The organism is Streptomyces sp. NPDC001902, assembly GCF_042891295.1.
Classification (GTDB): Bacteria; Actinomycetota; Actinomycetes; order Streptomycetales; family Streptomycetaceae; genus Actinacidiphila.
Map to the genome: position 1 here is coordinate 230902 of NZ_JBIATA010000002.1, position 15310 is coordinate 246211.

The 15310-nt window shown below is 72.7% G+C and carries 16 protein-coding genes; 5 read left to right on the plus strand and 11 right to left on the minus strand.

The features are described 5' to 3' along the window. Positions 1-119 precede the first annotated feature (119 nt). Complete coding sequence (locus tag ACFYYN_RS04325) at positions 120-1574, plus strand: zinc-dependent metalloprotease (protein WP_500544613.1); 1455 nt, start codon at positions 120-122, stop codon at positions 1572-1574. Then, positions 1571-2098, plus strand: coding sequence for an NUDIX hydrolase (locus tag ACFYYN_RS04330; RefSeq protein ID WP_500544614.1), 528 nt, complete (start codon positions 1571-1573; stop codon positions 2096-2098). The genes ACFYYN_RS04325 and ACFYYN_RS04330 overlap by 4 nt, the downstream gene beginning before the upstream one ends. A gap of 33 nt (positions 2099-2131) precedes the next feature. On the opposite strand, the gene ACFYYN_RS04335 is transcribed toward ACFYYN_RS04330, so the two are convergent. The 4 genes from ACFYYN_RS04335 to ACFYYN_RS04350 all read right to left on the minus strand — a co-directional run bounded on the left by ACFYYN_RS04335 (position 2132) and on the right by ACFYYN_RS04350 (position 5957). Further along, entirely contained in the window at positions 2132-2893 is a 762-nt protein-coding gene (locus ACFYYN_RS04335) for an AIM24 family protein (RefSeq protein ID WP_500327925.1), read from the minus strand. A 16-nt stretch (positions 2894-2909) separates the two neighbouring features. Continuing rightward, positions 2910-3593, minus strand: coding sequence for an AIM24 family protein (locus ACFYYN_RS04340; RefSeq protein ID WP_326572541.1), 684 nt, complete (start codon positions 3591-3593; stop codon positions 2910-2912). A 12-nt stretch (positions 3594-3605) separates the two neighbouring features. Then, entirely contained in the window at positions 3606-5294 is a 1689-nt protein-coding gene (locus ACFYYN_RS04345; RefSeq protein ID WP_500544616.1) for a TerD family protein, read from the minus strand. An 87-nt stretch (positions 5295-5381) separates the two neighbouring features. Further along, positions 5382-5957 carry a M48 metallopeptidase family protein gene (locus ACFYYN_RS04350; RefSeq protein WP_500327928.1) on the minus strand — a complete coding sequence of 192 codons (576 nt, stop codon included), beginning with the start codon at positions 5955-5957 and terminating at the stop codon, positions 5382-5384. A 216-nt stretch (positions 5958-6173) separates the two neighbouring features. On the opposite strand from ACFYYN_RS04350, the gene ACFYYN_RS04355 reads away from it, so the two are divergent. Next, positions 6174-7295, plus strand: coding sequence for a TOMM precursor leader peptide-binding protein (locus ACFYYN_RS04355; RefSeq protein WP_500544617.1), 1122 nt, complete (start codon positions 6174-6176; stop codon positions 7293-7295). A gap of 70 nt (positions 7296-7365) precedes the next feature. After that, positions 7366-8736, plus strand: a complete 1371-nt coding sequence (locus tag ACFYYN_RS04360) for an ABC1 kinase family protein (RefSeq protein WP_500544619.1) — start codon at positions 7366-7368, stop codon at positions 8734-8736. A gap of 25 nt (positions 8737-8761) precedes the next feature. Here the strand turns inward: ACFYYN_RS04360 and ACFYYN_RS04365 are convergent, their stop codons facing one another. The 5 genes from ACFYYN_RS04365 to ACFYYN_RS04385 form a co-directional block, all read right to left on the minus strand. After that, positions 8762-8962 (minus strand): hypothetical protein, encoded by a 201-nt coding sequence (locus ACFYYN_RS04365; protein ID WP_326572546.1) that lies wholly within the window; start codon positions 8960-8962, stop codon positions 8762-8764. Positions 8963-9035: 73 nt separating this feature from the next. Beyond that, positions 9036-9347, minus strand: a complete 312-nt coding sequence (locus ACFYYN_RS04370) for a putative WhiB-interacting protein (RefSeq protein WP_499513839.1) — start codon at positions 9345-9347, stop codon at positions 9036-9038. After that, a complete protein-coding gene (locus tag ACFYYN_RS04375; protein WP_499513838.1) occupies positions 9344-9691 on the minus strand; it encodes a WhiB family transcriptional regulator in 348 nt (115 codons plus the stop codon). Before ACFYYN_RS04375 ends, ACFYYN_RS04370 begins: the two co-directional genes overlap by 4 nt. A gap of 105 nt (positions 9692-9796) precedes the next feature. After that, positions 9797-10087: a hypothetical protein gene (locus ACFYYN_RS04380; RefSeq protein ID WP_499513837.1), complete on the minus strand. Its 291-nt coding sequence runs from the start codon at positions 10085-10087 to the stop codon at positions 9797-9799. A gap of 152 nt (positions 10088-10239) precedes the next feature. Then, positions 10240-12450: an ATP-dependent DNA helicase UvrD2 gene (locus ACFYYN_RS04385; protein WP_500544620.1), complete on the minus strand. Its 2211-nt coding sequence runs from the start codon at positions 12448-12450 to the stop codon at positions 10240-10242. Positions 12451-12603: 153 nt separating this feature from the next. On the opposite strand from ACFYYN_RS04385, the gene ACFYYN_RS04390 reads away from it, so the two are divergent. Further along, positions 12604-12861, plus strand: coding sequence for a glutaredoxin domain-containing protein (locus ACFYYN_RS04390; RefSeq protein WP_500327935.1), 258 nt, complete (start codon positions 12604-12606; stop codon positions 12859-12861). Between the two features lie 59 nt (positions 12862-12920). On the opposite strand, the gene nudC is transcribed toward ACFYYN_RS04390, so the two are convergent. Beyond that, positions 12921-13874: an NAD(+) diphosphatase gene (gene nudC, locus ACFYYN_RS04395; RefSeq protein ID WP_499513834.1), complete on the minus strand. Its 954-nt coding sequence runs from the start codon at positions 13872-13874 to the stop codon at positions 12921-12923. A gap of 43 nt (positions 13875-13917) precedes the next feature. Then, on the minus strand, positions 13918-15306 hold the full coding sequence (locus ACFYYN_RS04400; protein WP_500544622.1) for a dipeptidase: 1389 nt from the start codon (positions 15304-15306) through the stop codon (positions 13918-13920). Between the last annotated feature and the right edge of the window lie 4 nt (positions 15307-15310).

The window sequence follows — 15310 nt, forward strand, 5'->3', positions numbered from 1 at the left end:
CCCACGGTTGTCTCTGGTACCGGGTGCGCGGTCCGCAACCGCGGTCCGTACGCAGCCATCCTGCCTGACGGGTGTCTAGGCTGGAGGTACAGCCCACAACACACAGAGCCGAGGAAACCGTGAGCGACATCCCATTCGGATTCGGAGTCCCTCCCGAGGAGCCCGAGGAAGGGGACGACGGCAAGAAGTCCGGCGGTTCCGGCGGCGGCTCCCGGGGACCGGCCAATCCCTTCGGCTACGGCGGCGGGAGTCCCTTCGGCGGCGGCGCCGGCGGGGACAACCCGTTCGCCGCCATGTTCGGTTCGCTGAACCCCAACGACCTGGGCGCGGCCTTCCAGCAGCTGGGGCAGATGCTCTCGTACGAGGGCGGCCCGGTGAACTGGGACATGGCCAAGGACATCGCCCGGCAGACGGTGGCCCAGGGCACCCCGGAGGGCTCGAAGGACGTCAGCGTGGGTCCCGCGGACCGGGCGAAGGTCCAGGAGTCGCTGCGGCTGGCGGACCTGTGGCTCGACGGGGTGACGTCGATGCCCTCCGGCGCCGGCTCGGCCGTGGCGTGGAGCCGGGCCGAATGGGTCGAGGCGACCCTGCCCGTGTGGAAGGAGCTGGTCGACCCGGTCGCCGAGCGCGTCGGGACGGCGATGGGCGACGTGCTGCCCGAGGAGATGCAGGCCATGGCGGGCCCGCTGCTCGGCATGATGCGCTCCATGGGCGGCGCCATGTTCGGCACGCAGATCGGGCAGGCGCTGGGCACGCTCGCCGGTGAGGTCGTGGGCTCGACCGACATCGGCCTGCCGCTCGGCCCGGCCGGCAAGGCCGCGCTGCTCCCCGCCAACGTGGAGGCCTTCGGCGAGGGCCTGAGCGTGCCGCAGGACGAGGTCCGGCTCTACCTGGCGCTGCGCGAGGCGGCGCACCAGCGGCTGTTCGCCCACGTGCCGTGGCTGCGGGCACACCTGTTCGGCGCCGTCGAGGGGTACGCCCGCGGTATCAAGGTGGACACCGCGAAGCTGGAGGACGCGGTCGGCCAGCTCGACCCGTCGAACCCCGAGGCGCTCCAGGACGCCCTGCAGCAGGGCATGTTCCAGCCCGAGGACACCCCGGCGCAGAAGGCGGCGCTGGCCCGTCTGGAGACGGCCCTGGCCCTCGTCGAGGGCTGGGTGGACGCGGTCGTGCACGCGGCCGCCGCCCCGCACCTGCCGTCGGCCGGGGCGCTGCGCGAGACGCTGCGCCGGCGCCGGGCGAGCGGTGGCCCCGCGGAGCAGACCTTCGCCACGCTGATCGGCCTGGAGCTGCGGCCCCGCCGGCTGCGGGACGCCTCGCGGCTGTGGGCCTCGCTCACCGACGCGCGCGGCGTCGACGGACGCGACGGGCTGTGGGCCCACCCCGACATGCTGCCGACCGCCGCCGACCTGGACGACCCCGACGGCTTCGTCCACCACGAGCAGCTGGACTTCTCCGAGCTGGACAAGATCCTCGGCGAGGCCGCGGGCGGCCACGGGAAGGACGTCCGGCGGGACGAGGACGAGCACGAGCACGACGGCACCGACGAGGGCAAGGACGACGACGAGAAGTGAGCCTGCACGACGACGCCGTACGCGTCCTGAAGGACTGGTCCGCGCCCGACACGGGGCAGGAGCGGCTCCGGGAGACCTACCTGGCCCACCTGCAGGCGCACCCGGACGGCATGTGGAAGGCCTGCGCCGCGGGACACGTCACGGGCAGCGCCCTGGTGGTGGACCCCGAGCGCGGGCGGGTGCTGCTGACCCTGCACAAGAAGCTCGGCATGTGGCTGCAGATGGGCGGGCACTGCGAGCCGGAGGACACCTCGCTGGCCGGGGCCGCGCTGCGTGAGGGAGTCGAGGAATCGGGCATCCGCGGACTCACCCTGCTGCGTCCCGGGCCGGTCAACCTCGACCGGCACCTGACGCCGTGCGCCTGGCACCTCGACGTGCAGTACGCCGCCGTCGCGCCGCCCGGCGCGGTGGAGGAGATCAGCGAGGAGTCGCTGGACCTGAAGTGGTTCTCCTACGACGAGGTCGCCGACGTCGCGGACGGTTCCGTCCGGACGCTGCTGGCCCGCACCCGCGCGCTGCTCTGAGGCGGCGCGCGGGGCGGGACCGGCCGCGGGAGTTCAGCGGTTGCTGAAGATGTTGCCCTGGTTCATCCCGTGCGCGCCCTGCTGGCCGAAGCCGTACTGGGCGGCGGCGCCACCGCCGAGTTGGGCGTTCTGCGGCGGCATCAGTTCGCTGGGCTGCACCAGGACGTGGCCCTGGCCGAGGAAGTTGAGCTCCCAGCCCTCGCCGGTGTTGCCGCGCCGCCGCCAGACTCCCGAGGAACTGGTCTGCGCCTGCATCTGCACCCGGAGCGAGGACGACCAGGCGACGACCGCGTCGGAGTCGGCCGAGACGTACTTGTCCGGGGTGACCGGCATCAGCAGCGGCTTGCCCGAGGTCATCAGCGCGACCTTGCCGTGCCCCGAGATGTTGAGGTTGTAGGCGCCGCTGCCGGAGATGCCGAACTGGCTGTCGACGGAGATGACCTCCCAGTGCAGCCCGGAGTCGAGCGCCAGCACATAGGCGCCGTCCACGGTCAGGCCCTCCTGGTCCACGTCGACGACGTGGATGTGCTGGGCCAGGTTGGCGAGGTAGACCGTGCCCTGCCCGGAGCAGCGCATCAGCTCCAGGCCCTCCCCGGTGCGGTAGCGGGCGGTGCGCTGGGCGTGGCTCTGGTACTCGCCGTCGAACTCGATCAGGCCCTGGTACGCGACCATGGCGCCCTTGCGGGCCAGGCAGTCGGTGCGGCCGTCGAGCTTGACCCTCAGCAGGTACGGGTTCTGGAGTGCGTACTGGTCCTCGGTCTGGACCTCGGTGTAGCCGAAAAGCGGGCTCTGCATGGTGTCTCGCTCCCCCTCAGCCCCGGACTCGGAGGCGGTCGGTGCTGTCCTCACTGGGCTGTACGACGACGAAGCCCTGACCGGAGAAGCCGATCTGGAAGGCCTCGCCGCTGCCGCGCCCGATGAGGGCCGACGCCTTGAAGCTGCGCTTCGCCTTCGTCTTCAGCCCGCTCGACCAGGCCACGAGGGCGTCCGGGTCGACGTAGGTCTCGTCCTCGCCGCGGCCGCAGTCGACCACGACCGGGGTGCCGCGCGAGGTGATGGCCACCCAGCCGGTGCCCGAGATCCCGACGTTGAACAGACCCTGGCCGGCGAACTTGGCCAGGCCCTTCACCCGCTCCACGCCCCACTGGAGGTGGGCGTCGAAGGCGAGCAGATTGCTGCCGTTGACCGACAGCGCCTCGTTGTTGAGGTAGACGCAGACGACGTCGGCGCCGTAGTCGGCGAGGTAGAGCAGTCCGTCACCGGAGCACTTCATGATCGGTGCCCCCTCGCCAGTGAGCCACTGCGAGGCCATCTGGCGGACGGCGGGCGGGTTGGGCTCGTACTGGACGAAGCCCTCGTAGGCGACCATCGAACCGGTGCGCGCGAAGAGGTCCTGGCCGCTCTGCATGGCCACCTTCAGCATGCTGCTGCCGTGGTTCTCCATGCGGGCGGTGACCGGTGCCGGGGCGTACCCGGAGATCAGTGACTGGTCCATGACGGGCTCCCCTCAGACCTCGTACGGCTGGACGATGATGAAGTTGCCGGGGGCGCCCCGGAACTGCAGGTTCACGGTCTCCCCGCTGTGTCCCGGGTAGGCGTTCCTGCGCAGCCGCACCTGGCTGGAGAGCACCACCTGCGAGGCCGCCGACCAGGCGACGATCGCGTTGCTGTCGGCGTAGGTGGTCGGGGTGACCGGCAGCACCACCGGGGTGCCGTGGGTCTTGACCACGACGGTGCCCGTGCCCTGGAACTGCATGGTGAACAGGGCGCCGCCGGGGATGCCGTGACCCTCGATGCGGCGCACCTCGTGCTGGAGGGACTCGTCGAAGGCGAGCACGTTCTCGGCGGAGACGCAGATGGCGTCGCCCTGGAGCTCGATGGGGTGCAGGTAGGACGCGTCCTCGGCGAAGAAGACCTGGCCGCGGCCGGTGCAGCGCATCAGCTGCATCTCCTGGCCGGTCATGTTGCCGACGATACGGCCGGTGAACCCGGCGCCCTTGTAGCCGAATTCGACCTTGCCCTGGTAGAGCACCATGCTGCCCTGACGGGCGAGCACGGGCTGGCCGCCGGCCTGCGAGAGGTCGGCGCGCATCAGCTTCGGGTTCTGCTGGGTCCAGCGCTGGCCGGTGGGCAGCTCGCGGTACTTCTGCATCGCGGCCGCCAGACCGGCGCCCGGGGCCTGTGGGACCTGGCCGGCGTGCGGGGCCTGCGGCGGCTGGCCGAACGCGGGCTGGCCGGGCATGCCCTGACCCGGCATCGGCTGACCGGGGACGGGCTGACCGTAGGAGGGCTGGCCGTACGGGGACTGGCCCGGTGCGGGCTGGCCGTACGGGGGCTGGCCCGGTGCGGGCTGGCCGTAGGGTGGCTGACCCGGCATCTGGCCGGGGACCTGGCCCGGAGGCGCCTGCGGCGGCGGGACCTGGCCGAACGGCGGCTGGCCCGGCGGCGCCTGCGGCGGGGCCTGCGTCGGCGTGGTCATCGGCGCCACCATGGTGGGGGCGGCGTGCACGGGGGCCGGAGCCGGTGCGGGCGGAGCGCCGAAGGCCGGGGCGGGCTGGGGCGGGGCGGGCGGCGCGGAGGCCGCCGGGGGCGCGAACCCGGGCGCGGCACCCGCCGGAGGCCCGAAGCCCGGTGCCGCGGCGGGCTGCTGCGGCGCGGCCTGCTGCTCCTCGGCGACCTCGCCGCCGAAGTTCTTCAGCAGGGCGTCGAGCCCGCCGTCGAAGCCCTGGCCGACGGCGGCGAAGCGCCAGACGTCCTTGAGGTAGAAGTCGGCGAGCATGACCGCGCGCTCGGTGCTGAACTCGGCGCCCGAGAAGGCGTAGCGGGCGACCTCCTCGCCCCCGGCGACGATCCTGACGTAGCCCGGGCCGATCTGCGACATCTGCCCGGCGCCGTCGATCGTCGCGGTGAAGCTCAGCTTCTGGATCTGCGCGGGGATCCGGTCCAGCGTCACGCGGAAGGACTCGGTGTCCCCGGCCTGCGCCCCCAGCTGCTGGATCGCCTCCTCGGGCGACTTGGGCTGGTTGAAGAAGATGAAGTAGCGGTCGTCGGACAGCTGTTCCTCGGCGTCGAGCCCGAAGCAGCTGATGTCGAAGCCGAGACCGGGACCGCTGATCTGCACGCCGATGTACAGATCCGTCCCTGCGGTCAGGTCACTGATCTTGGCCTTGTGGCCGCGCTGGAATTCCCTGGCCATTGCTAAGGACCGTCCCCCCATCCGTACGTACGTACTTGCTGCGTTGCGCCAGGCTAACCGCTGGCCGTGACAGGGGCTATTCCCCCGTTATTCCTCGCGTGCCGTGGGCGGGTGGGGCAGCCGGGCCGCGGCGGCGACGCCCTCGAGGTACCCGCGCGCACGTTCGGTGCGCGGGTAGGACTCCAGCAGCTTCCAGAAGTCCGGCCCGTGGCCGGGCACCAGGAGGTGGGCGAGCTCGTGGAGGAGCACGTAGTCGACGACGTACTCGGGCATGCCCTGGAGGCGGTGGGACAGGCGGATGCTGCCCTCGGCCGGTGTGCACGAGCCCCAGCGGGAGTTCTGGTTGGTGACCCAGCGCACGGTCCGCGGCATGGCGCGGCCGCCGAGGTACTGCGCGGACAGCTGCGCGGCGCGGGCGGCCAGCCCGTCGTCGCCGATCCTGCGGCGGCTCTCCTGGGCGGCGAGCTTGTCCAGCATGACCGTCACCCAGCGCTTCTCCTCGGCGACGGACATCCGGGCGGGGATGAGGACCACGGTGACGTCGCCCTCGCGGTACGCCGACACCGTCCGGCGTCGACGGGCGCTTCGGCGCACTTCGACCGCGCTGGTCCGAGGGGCGCGCGGGGGCTGGCCGGAAAGGCTCTGGGCGGGGTCGGCGGACACGCCCCGACGTTACCCGCACCGGGTCCGGGAAGTCCCGCCCGCGGGGGTGCTCGGTGAGAAAGGAGAGCAGAGAGATACCGGGCCGTAGTCATATCGAATGATCATTTGCATCGCCTGTGGATAACTTTCACAGCCCGTGCGGGGATATCGGGCATGCTGGCCCGACACGGAATCGGAACGATCTCTCGATCGGGAACTCTGCCCACGGGGGTGGCGATGCGTCCCATGCTCAAGCCGGCGATGCGCCGCAGTTGGCGCAGCCGGGAAAGCCTGCAATTCGGCGTCGACCCGGCGCACGCGGTGGTCCTGGACCCGGTGGACGGTGCGGCCGCCGCCTTCCTCGACCTGCTCGACGGCACGCGCGGACTCGGTCCGCTCGCCCGCGATGCCGAATCGCTGGGGCTGCGGCCCCCGCAGGCGCGGCGGCTGCTCGGATTGCTGGCCGAGGGCGGTGTGCTCGACGACGCGACGGCGCACGCCGAGCTGTCCGAGACGATACGGCACCACTCGGCCGCGCTGGACCGGCTCCGCCCCGACCTGGCGGCGCTGTCCGTGGTGCACTCCGACCCCGGTGGTGCGGCGGACCGGATGGGTCGGCGGCGGGCGGCCCGCGTACGGGTGGCCGGGGCGGGCCGGGTCGGCGCGACCATCGCGGCGGTCCTCTCCGCGGCAGGGGTCGGCCGGGTCGACGTGCGCGACGGGGGCCGGGTCGAGCCCTGGGACACCGCGCCGGGCGGCATCCCCGCCGAACACATCGGCGAGCGCCGGGACGCGGCGGCGCGAGGTCTGGTGCGCAGGGCGGCGCCCGATCCGCGGGCGGCGGCGGTGGGCCGCCGGGGGCCGTCCGCCGCGCCCGAGCCCGGACTGTCACTGGTGGTGGTCGCGCCGCGCGACGGCCTGGCCGCCTACGCCCCTGACGCCCAGGAGGCCGAACCGCTGATGGCCGCCGGGATCCCCCATCTGTACGCGGGGGTGCTGGAAGGCCGGGGCGTGGTGGGTCCCCTGGTGGTGCCGGGGAGCACGGGGTGTGCGGGATGTCTGGGACTGCGGATGGCGGATGCCGACGCGGCCTGGCCCAGGGTGCTGGCGCAGCTGAGGTCCGGGCGCAGCGGGGTCCCCGCCTGCGACGTCGCGCTGGCCACCACGGTCGCGGGACTCGCCGCGGCGCACGCCCTGGCCTTCGTCGACGGCGGCCGGCCGCCGAGCTGCGGGGGGCGCGTCGAGATGGGCCTCGCCCGGCTGACCACGGAGGTGCGGCCGGTACCGGGTGACCGCAGATGCGGCTGCGGTGCGCACGCCGCGGGTGCCGGTGCGGCGGACGGCGCCGGAGGTTTGTGACACGGCCGGTGCCATGGTCCGGGAGGGGCGGGGGACAATGACGACGTGACCGATCGGAAAGAGGGGGCGCATGTCTGATCTTCCGCGCAAAGCGGTGACCCGTACCGCCAAGTTGGCGGCGCTCCCACTGGGATTCGCCGGGCGGGCGACACTGGGACTGGGCAAGCGGCTCGGCGGGCGCCCCGCGGAAGAGGTCGCCACCGAGCTGCAGGAGCGGACGGCCGAACAGCTCTTCAAGGTCCTCGGCGAGCTGAAGGGCGGTGCCATGAAGTTCGGGCAGGCCCTGTCGGTCTTCGAGGCCGCCCTGCCCGAGGAGGTCGCGGGCCCCTACCGCGCCGCCCTCACCAAGCTGCAGGACGCGGCGCCGCCGATGCCCGCCCGCACCGTGCACGCCGTACTGGCCGAGCGCCTCGGCGAGGACTGGCGCACCTTCTTCACCGAGTTCGAGGACCAGCCGGCGGCGGCCGCCTCGATCGGGCAGGTGCACCGGGCCGTGTGGCACGACGGCCGCAAGGTGGCGGTGAAGGTCCAGTACCCCGGCGCGGGGGACGCCCTGCTGTCGGACCTCAACCAACTCGGCAGGGTGGCGAGGCTGTTCGGGCCGCTGATCCCCGGCATGGACATCAAGCCGCTGATCTCGGAGCTGCGCGACCGGGTCTCGGAGGAGCTGGACTACGAGCTGGAGGCGCAGGCCCAGCACGCCCACGCGGTGGAGTTCGCCGACGACCCGGACGTGGAGGTGCCGGACGTGGTGCACCACACGGACCAGGTGCTGGTCACGGAGTGGATGGACGGGGTGCCGCTGGCGGAGGTGATCTCGCGGGGCACGCCGGAGATGCGCGACCGCGCCGGTCAACTGCTGGCGCGCTTCCTGTTCGCCGGCCCCGCCCGCACGGGGCTGCTCCACGCCGACCCGCACCCGGGCAACTTCCGGCTGCTCGTCGACGACGGCCCGGCGGAGGGCTGGCGGCTGGGCGTGCTCGACTTCGGCACCGTCGACCGCCTGCCGGAGGGCCTGCCGGTGCCGATAGGGACGGCGCTGCGCCTGGCGCTGGCCGACGACGCGGAGTCGGTGCACTCGATGCTCCGCCAGGAGGGCTTCGTCAAGCCGACGATCGCACTCGACCCGGACGCCGTGCTGGACTACCTGCGGCCGATCATCGAGCCCGCGGCGGTGGACGAGTTCACCTTCGCGCGTGGCTGGATGCGCGCGCAGGCGGCGCGGGTCGCCGACCCGCGCTCACCCGCGCACCAGTTGGGCAAGCAGCTCAACCTGCCGCCCTCGTACCTGCTCATCCACCGGGTGACGCTCAGCACCATCGGGGTGCTGTGCCAGCTGGCGGCCACGGTCAGGCTGCGGGACGAGCTGCTCGAGTGGCTACCGGGCTTCTCCGGGGAGGACCTGGCCCCGCTGCCCGAGGCCGAGGACGCCTCGGCCTAGGCACAGGGGGGCCGCCGGGACGGCCCTACCACCAGGAGGAGTCCAGCCGGCCCTCGATACTGCGGATGTTGGTGCGGGCGCAGTCGTCGCAGAAGTACACGCGACTGCCGTTCTCGACGGAGCAGGTCCAGGTGAGGGGGAGTCCCTCGGCGACGGCCCCGCAGCGGGCGCACGTCGTCGTGGTGGGAGCAGTCCCGACCCGTTCGAATTGAGTCTTCTGGTCCACTTCGTGACGATACCGCGGGGCCGGTCGAAATCGACCGGCCCCGCGGTTGTGTGTCGTTGCCGATGTGTGAGCGCTACTGCATCACGGCCATCGCCAGCGCCCGGCGGGCGCGCAGCGAGGCGCGTTCGGCGCGGCGCTGCAGGCGCCGGGCGTTGAGCACGCGGAGGGCCATCCGTTCGTGCTCGGCCTCGTAGAGGCGCTCTTGCATATGGGCACGGGCCATGGCTTCTGGCATGAGTTGCATTTCGAGGTTCCTGTTCTGACGCTCAGCGGGAGCGTCGGAGGGCGGGGCGGGGCGTTCGGTGGCGGACGGGTTCATCGGGGCCTGCTTCTTGGGGTCGTGCGTGAGGGGACGGTCGATCGTTCCGACGGCAGGGCGCTTCATGCCACAACCGCGTTCTTGCGCGGACGGCCACGGGGACGCTTGCGCGGCACCACGACACCCTGGACGAAGAGCTCTCCACCCCAGACACCCCAGGGCTCACGGCGGTCCTTCGCGCCGGCGAGGCAGGCCTCGAGGACCGGGCAGGTCTGGCAGAGCGACTTGGCGTACTCGACATCGGCCGGGGACTCGGCGAAGAAGACCTCCGGGTCGTAGGTCCGGCACGGGACGGGGACGCCGAGGCGGTCGATCTCGTCGTCGAGCTCGGTGAGGGGCAGCAAGGGGACCTCCGGGTCAGGCGGGCGTACGGGGGCGGGTACGGACGGTGCGTGCGGGGTGAGATGCACGATCGCTTCGTTCCTCATCTGTTTGTCGGGGGGTGGGGAAAACAGAAGGGCCGCGGATCCCGGTCTGGGATTCCGCGGCCCTGGAGGTGCCGGCCTGATCGTCGATCAGGCTGGATCACTCCAGGGTTCGAGCCCGCGGGAGGCCCACTTCGGGTGCTGCTGCTTCTGGGTTCCGGCACCATTGGTCGCCGCAAAGGCATAGGCCTGGGCCTCAGCCATTACTGCCACCGCCGGCGCCTGCGTCGGTCGCTCGCCGCCGCGCTCCCGGATGGAGAGAACGGTGGTGGGCAGACCGCCGGACAGGCGGCTGGACAGACCGGTGCCACGGAGCGAGGCACCAAGGGAGCAGGCGGCGGCGACCGGACGATCGGTCATTTTCGTCATGAACCTGGTCACTGGTCTCGCCTCCTCTCGGCGTCTCGTTGGGCTGGTCTGACAGGTGGTGCTGGGTCAGTACATCACGGATCGCACCGCTCCGGGAAGGTCCTTCACAGAGCCGCGCCGTTCGCGCTCACGCAGGCTATGGGGATTTCCTCGGGGCGCGCAAACTATTTTCCGGGCTCTTCCGCAACAGCTTCGTCACCGGCCCCACCGACGGGCTCCCGCCCCGTGCACAGGGCGAGGACGTCGGCGCCGAACTTGTCCAGTTTGCGGGCCCCGACCCCGGAGATGACGGACAATTCACCCTCCGTGGTGGGCCGCACCTCGGCGATCGCCAGCAGCGTCTTGTCGGTGAAGACGCAGTAGGCCGGCTGGCCCAGTGCCTTCGCCTGCTCCACCCGCCACTCGCGCAGCCGCTCGTACAGCGCCTCGTCCATGTCGGAGGGGCAGTCCTCACAGCGCATCAGCTTGATCTCACCCGCGTCGGACAGGGTGCGGCCGCACACGCGGCACTGCACCGGCCCGCGCCGCTTCCTGCCGCCCGAGCCGCGCTCCACGCCGCCCGTGGCGGCCGAACGGCCGCCCGCCCTGCCCCGGGCCGCCGAGCCCGGCCGCAGCCCGTCCAGGAACCGCGAGGGCCGCCTGCCGCCGCGGCCGCCCGGCGAGCGGGACAGGGCCCACGACAGGGCGAGGTGGAACCGGGCGCGGGTGACGCCGACGTAGAGCAGCCGGCGCTCCTCCTCGACCTGCTCGTCGGTCTTGGCGTAGGTGATCGGCATCGTGCCCTCGGTCAGGCCGACCAGGAACACCGCGTCCCACTCCAGGCCCTTGGCGGCGTGCAGCGAGGCCAGGGTGACGCCCTCGACGGTCGGGGCGTGCTGGGCGCCTGCGCGTTCGTCGAGCTCGGCGACGAAGTCCGCGAGCGTGGCCTCCGGCCGGGCCCGCGCGAAGTCCTCGGCGAGCCGCACCAGGGCCGCCAGCGACTCCCAGCGGTCGCGGACCGCGCCCGACCCGGCCGGGGGCTCGGAGGACCAGCCGCGGCTGCTGAGCACCGCCCGCACGTGCGCGGGCAGGTCCGCGTCGTCCAGACCCGGGTCGGATCCGCCGCCCGCCCGCGCGGCGCCGCGCAGCAGCATCCCGGCCTCGCGGACCTCGGGACGCTCGAAGAAGCGCTCGGCACCGCGCAGCTGGTACGGCACGCCGGCGTCGGCCAGCGCCTGCTCGTAGACCTCGGACTGGGCGTTCACCCGGTAGAGCACGGCGATCTCGCTGGGCCGCACGCCCTCGTCGATCAGCTCGCGGATCCGCCGGGCGGTGCCCTCGGCCTCGGCGGGCTCGTCGGCGTACTCGGTGTAGACCGGCTCGGGGCCGGCCTCGCGCTGCGAGACCAGCTCCAGACGGTGCTGGGCGGCCTGGCCCCGGGCCTGGGACAGCAGCCCGTTGGCCAGGTGCACCACCTGGGGGGTGGAGCGGTAGTCGCGGACCAGCTTGACCACCGTGGCCTCCGGGTGCCGGCTGCGGAACCCGAGCAGGAACTCCGGGGTGGCGCCGGTGAAGGAGTAGATGGTCTGCGAGGCGTCGCCGACGACGCAGAGGTTGTCCCGGCCGCCGAGCCACAGGTCCAGCAGCCGCTGCTGCAGCGGGCTGACGTCCTGGTACTCGTCGACGACGAAGTGCTGGTACTGGGAGCGGACGGCCTCGGCGACGTCCGGCCGGTCCTCCAGGACGCCGACGGTGAGCAGCAGCACGTCCTCGAAGTCGATGACCCCGCGGTCGCGCTTGAGCTGCTCGTACGTCGTGTAGATGCGGGCGATCTCGGCGGCGTCGCGCGGGATGTCGCGGGCCGCCTTGGCGGCGGCCGCCGGATAGTCCTCGGGGACGGTCTGGGTGACCTTGGCCCACTCGATCTCGCCGGTGACGTCGCGCAGCTCGTTGCGGTCCAGCCGGATGCGGGAGCGCGCCCCGGCCTCCGCGACCAGCTGGATCTTGCGCTCGGCCAGCCGCGGCATGTCGCCGCCGATGGCCCGCGGCCAGAAGTACTGCAGCTGGCGCAGCGCCGCGGAGTGGAAGGTGCGCGCCTGCACGCCGCCCGCGCCGAGCTGCCGCAGCCGTCCGCGCATCTCACCGGCCGCACGGGCGGTGAAGGTGACCGCGAGCACACTGGCGGGCTGCATCATCCCGGCCCGCACCCCGTACGCGATCCGGTGGGTGATCGCGCGCGTCTTGCCCGTGCCGGCTCCCGCCAGCACGCACACCGGGCCGTGCAGGGCGGTGGCGACCGCGCGCTGCTCGGGGTCGAGCCCGGCGAGCACGGCGTCCGCCGAGTCCGGGACGGCGGGGAAGTCCGGGAAGAGCGGGGTGTGGGTTGGTGCAGTCACCCCGCCATGCTGCCAGGTCCCGGGAGACGGCCGGGAAAGTTATCCACAGCTGAGGTGGGATGGTCGTACCGCGAACGATTGCAAGGAATGCCGAGGCAAGGGGTTAGCGTTCTCGGGATCGACGTCATCCCCCACCTTGAGGAGCGAACACCGATGTCCGGCACTGTGACGATGTACAGCACCACGTGGTGCGGATACTGCCGCCGCCTGAAGGGTCAGCTGGACCGTGAGGGAATCACCTTCACGGAGGTCAACATCGAGCAGGACCCGGAGTCGGCGAAGTTCGTCGAGAGCGTCAACGGGGGCAACCAGCTCGTCCCGACCCTCCTGGTGTCCCCCAAGAGCGGCGCCGAGCCGGTCGCGCTCAGCAACCCGAGCCTGGCCCAGGTCAAGCAGGCCCTCGCCGGCTGAGGCCGGCCCGGCCCGGCCCGGCCGCGCGGCAGGCACGGCCGGGCCGCACGGGCCCGCGCTCAGCGGCGGGCCGGCAGCGGCATCCCGTACCAGCGCTCGATCAGCCGCGCCGCGATGGAGATCCCGTACGGCGGCAGCACCTCGCCGGTCTCCATCGCCTTGCGGTACTCCTCGCGGGAGAACCAGCGCGCCTCGTGCAGTTCCTCGCCGTCCACGGTGATCTCCGCGGACGTGGCGCGCGCCATGAAGCCCAGCATCAGGCTGGAGGGGAACGGCCAGGGCTGGCTGGAGACGTAACCCACCTCGCCGACGGTCACGCCGGCCTCCTCGGCGACCTCGCGCACCACGGCCTGCTCGATGGACTCCCCCGGCTCGACGAAGCCGGCCAGCGTCGAGAAGCGTCCCTCCGGCCAGTGCGCCTGGCGGCCCAGCAGCGCCCGGTCCTCCTCGTCGGTGACCAGCATGATCACCGCCGGGTCGGTGCGCGGGTAGTGCTCCGCGCCACAGGCCGGGCAGCGGCGGATGTGACCCGCGGCGGCCACCACGGTGCGCTCGCCGCAGCGCGAGCAGAAGCGGTGCATGCGCTGCCAGTTCTCCAGGGCGACCGCGTGCACCATGAGCCCCGCGTCGCGGTCCGACAGCAGGGCCCCGACCTCCCGCAGCCCCGCCGGGCGGGCGGCCTCGTCCAGGCGTCCGGGCAGCGCGTCCTTCTGCAGCGCGAAGTAGCGCACCCCCTCCTCGTCGACGCCGAGGAAGTAGCGGTGCACCTCGCTCTCCGGTGCCTCGAAGCTCGGCATCATGACCAGCTCGGTGCGGCCGTCCGGGGTGTCCTCGACCAGGACCTGCCCCCCGGAGACCACGAACACCTGCGTCTTCGGGTGGCTCCAGGCCGCCGCCAGCCACGCCTCGTCGAGCCGGTGCTCGGCGGCGCGGTCCACGCCCGACGGGCGGGCGAGGGGCGGCGGGAAGGCCGTCGCGTCGAAGGTGGTTCCGGTTCCGGACGTATCGGACAAGATTGCTGTCAACTCCCCGTAGCGCGCGGATGGATGCGGATGCTCACAGAGTCGTGAACTCGCTCCAGAGGTACGCGGACGTCTCCACGCCCTTGAGCAGAAGGTCGAGTTCCACCTTCTCGTTCACCGAGTGCCAACCGTCGGACGGCACGGAAATTCCCAGGAACAGGACGGGGACATCGAGCACGTCCTGCAGGTCGGCCGCCGGGCCCGAGCCGCCCTCGCGGGTGAACAGGACCTCCTTGCCGAAGGCCCGGCCCATGGCCCGGGTCACCGCGCCCAGCGCGGGGTGGTCCAGCGGGGTCAGGCAGGGGCGGGTGGCCCCCCAGAAGGTGATCTCGTGCCGGATCCCGGCCGGGACGCGCGCGGCGACCCAGTCGGCGACCAGCCGCTGCACCCGGTCGGTGTCCTGCCCGGCCACCAGCCGGAACGACAGCTTCAGCTGCGCCGAGGACGGCACGATCGTCTTGCCGCCGGGGCCCTGGTAGCCGCCGCCGATGCCGTTCACCTCGGCGGTCGGCCGGGCCCAGACCCGCTCCAGGGTGGAGTAGCCGGCCTCGCCGCTCGTCGCGTGCGACTTCGCGGTGCGCAGCCAGCGCTCCTCGTCGAAGGGCAGCCGGGCGAACAGCTCGCGCTCGCGGTCGGTGAGCTCGACGACGCCGTCGTAGAAGCCGGGGATCGTCACGCGGCCGTCCGCGTCGTGCAGCGCCGCGGCCAGCCGCGCGGCCTCGGTCGCCGGGTTGGGGACGGCGCCGCCGAAGGAACCGGAGTGGATGTCCTGGTCGGGGCCGTACAGGTCGATCTGGCAGTCGGCCAGGCCGCGCATGCCGGTGCACACGGTGGGGGTGTCCTCGTCCCACATGCCGGTGTCCGAGACGATCACGGTGTCGCAGGCCAGCCGTCCGGCGTGGGCGCGGACGAGGTCGGTGAAGTGCGGGGAGCCCGACTCCTCCTCGCCCTCGACCAGCAGCTTCAGGTTCACCGCGGGGGCGGTGCGGCCGGTGGCGGCCAGGTGGGCGCGGACGCCGAGCGTGTGGAAGAACACCTGTCCCTTGTCGTCGGCGGCGCCCCGTCCGTACATCCGGCCGTCGCGGACCCGCGGCTCGAAGGGCTCGCCGTCCCAGCCGTCCTCGAGGGCGGCGGGCTGCACGTCGTGGTGGCCGTAGACCAGCACCGTCGGCGCGTCCGCCGCGTCGGAGGGCCACTCGGCGAAGACCGCGGGAGCACCCGGGGTCTCCCACACCTCGGCCACCGGGAAACCGGTCTCCTTCAGCTTCGCCGCCAGCCACTCGGCGCTGCGCCGTACGTCGGCGGAGCGCTCCGGATCGGCCGAGACCGAGGGGATGCGCAACCACTCGGCGAGGTCGCCGAGGAAGGCGTCACGATGTGCTTCGACGTAACTGCGGACGGCGCTGTCCGGGGTGGTGCTCATGCCC

Bases quoted from the DNA above. Each gene is read 5' to 3' on its own strand.
- ACFYYN_RS04335 (WP_500327925.1), bottom strand. From the start codon at position 2,893: ATGCAGAGCCCGCTTTTCGGCTACACCGAGGTCCAGACCGAGGACCAG.
- ACFYYN_RS04340 (WP_326572541.1), bottom strand. From the start codon at position 3,593: ATGGACCAGTCACTGATCTCCGGGTACGCCCCGGCACCGGTCACCGCC.
- ACFYYN_RS04345 (WP_500544616.1), bottom strand. From the start codon at position 5,294: ATGGCCAGGGAATTCCAGCGCGGCCACAAGGCCAAGATCAGTGACCTG.
- ACFYYN_RS04355 (WP_500544617.1), top strand. From the start codon at position 6,174: ATGCGTCCCATGCTCAAGCCGGCGATGCGCCGCAGTTGGCGCAGCCGG.
- ACFYYN_RS04360 (WP_500544619.1), top strand. From the start codon at position 7,366: ATGTCTGATCTTCCGCGCAAAGCGGTGACCCGTACCGCCAAGTTGGCG.
- ACFYYN_RS04370 (WP_499513839.1), bottom strand. From the start codon at position 9,347: ATGAAGCGCCCTGCCGTCGGAACGATCGACCGTCCCCTCACGCACGAC.
- ACFYYN_RS04390 (WP_500327935.1), top strand. From the start codon at position 12,604: ATGTCCGGCACTGTGACGATGTACAGCACCACGTGGTGCGGATACTGC.
- ACFYYN_RS04400 (WP_500544622.1), bottom strand. From the start codon at position 15,306: ATGAGCACCACCCCGGACAGCGCCGTCCGCAGTTACGTCGAAGCACAT.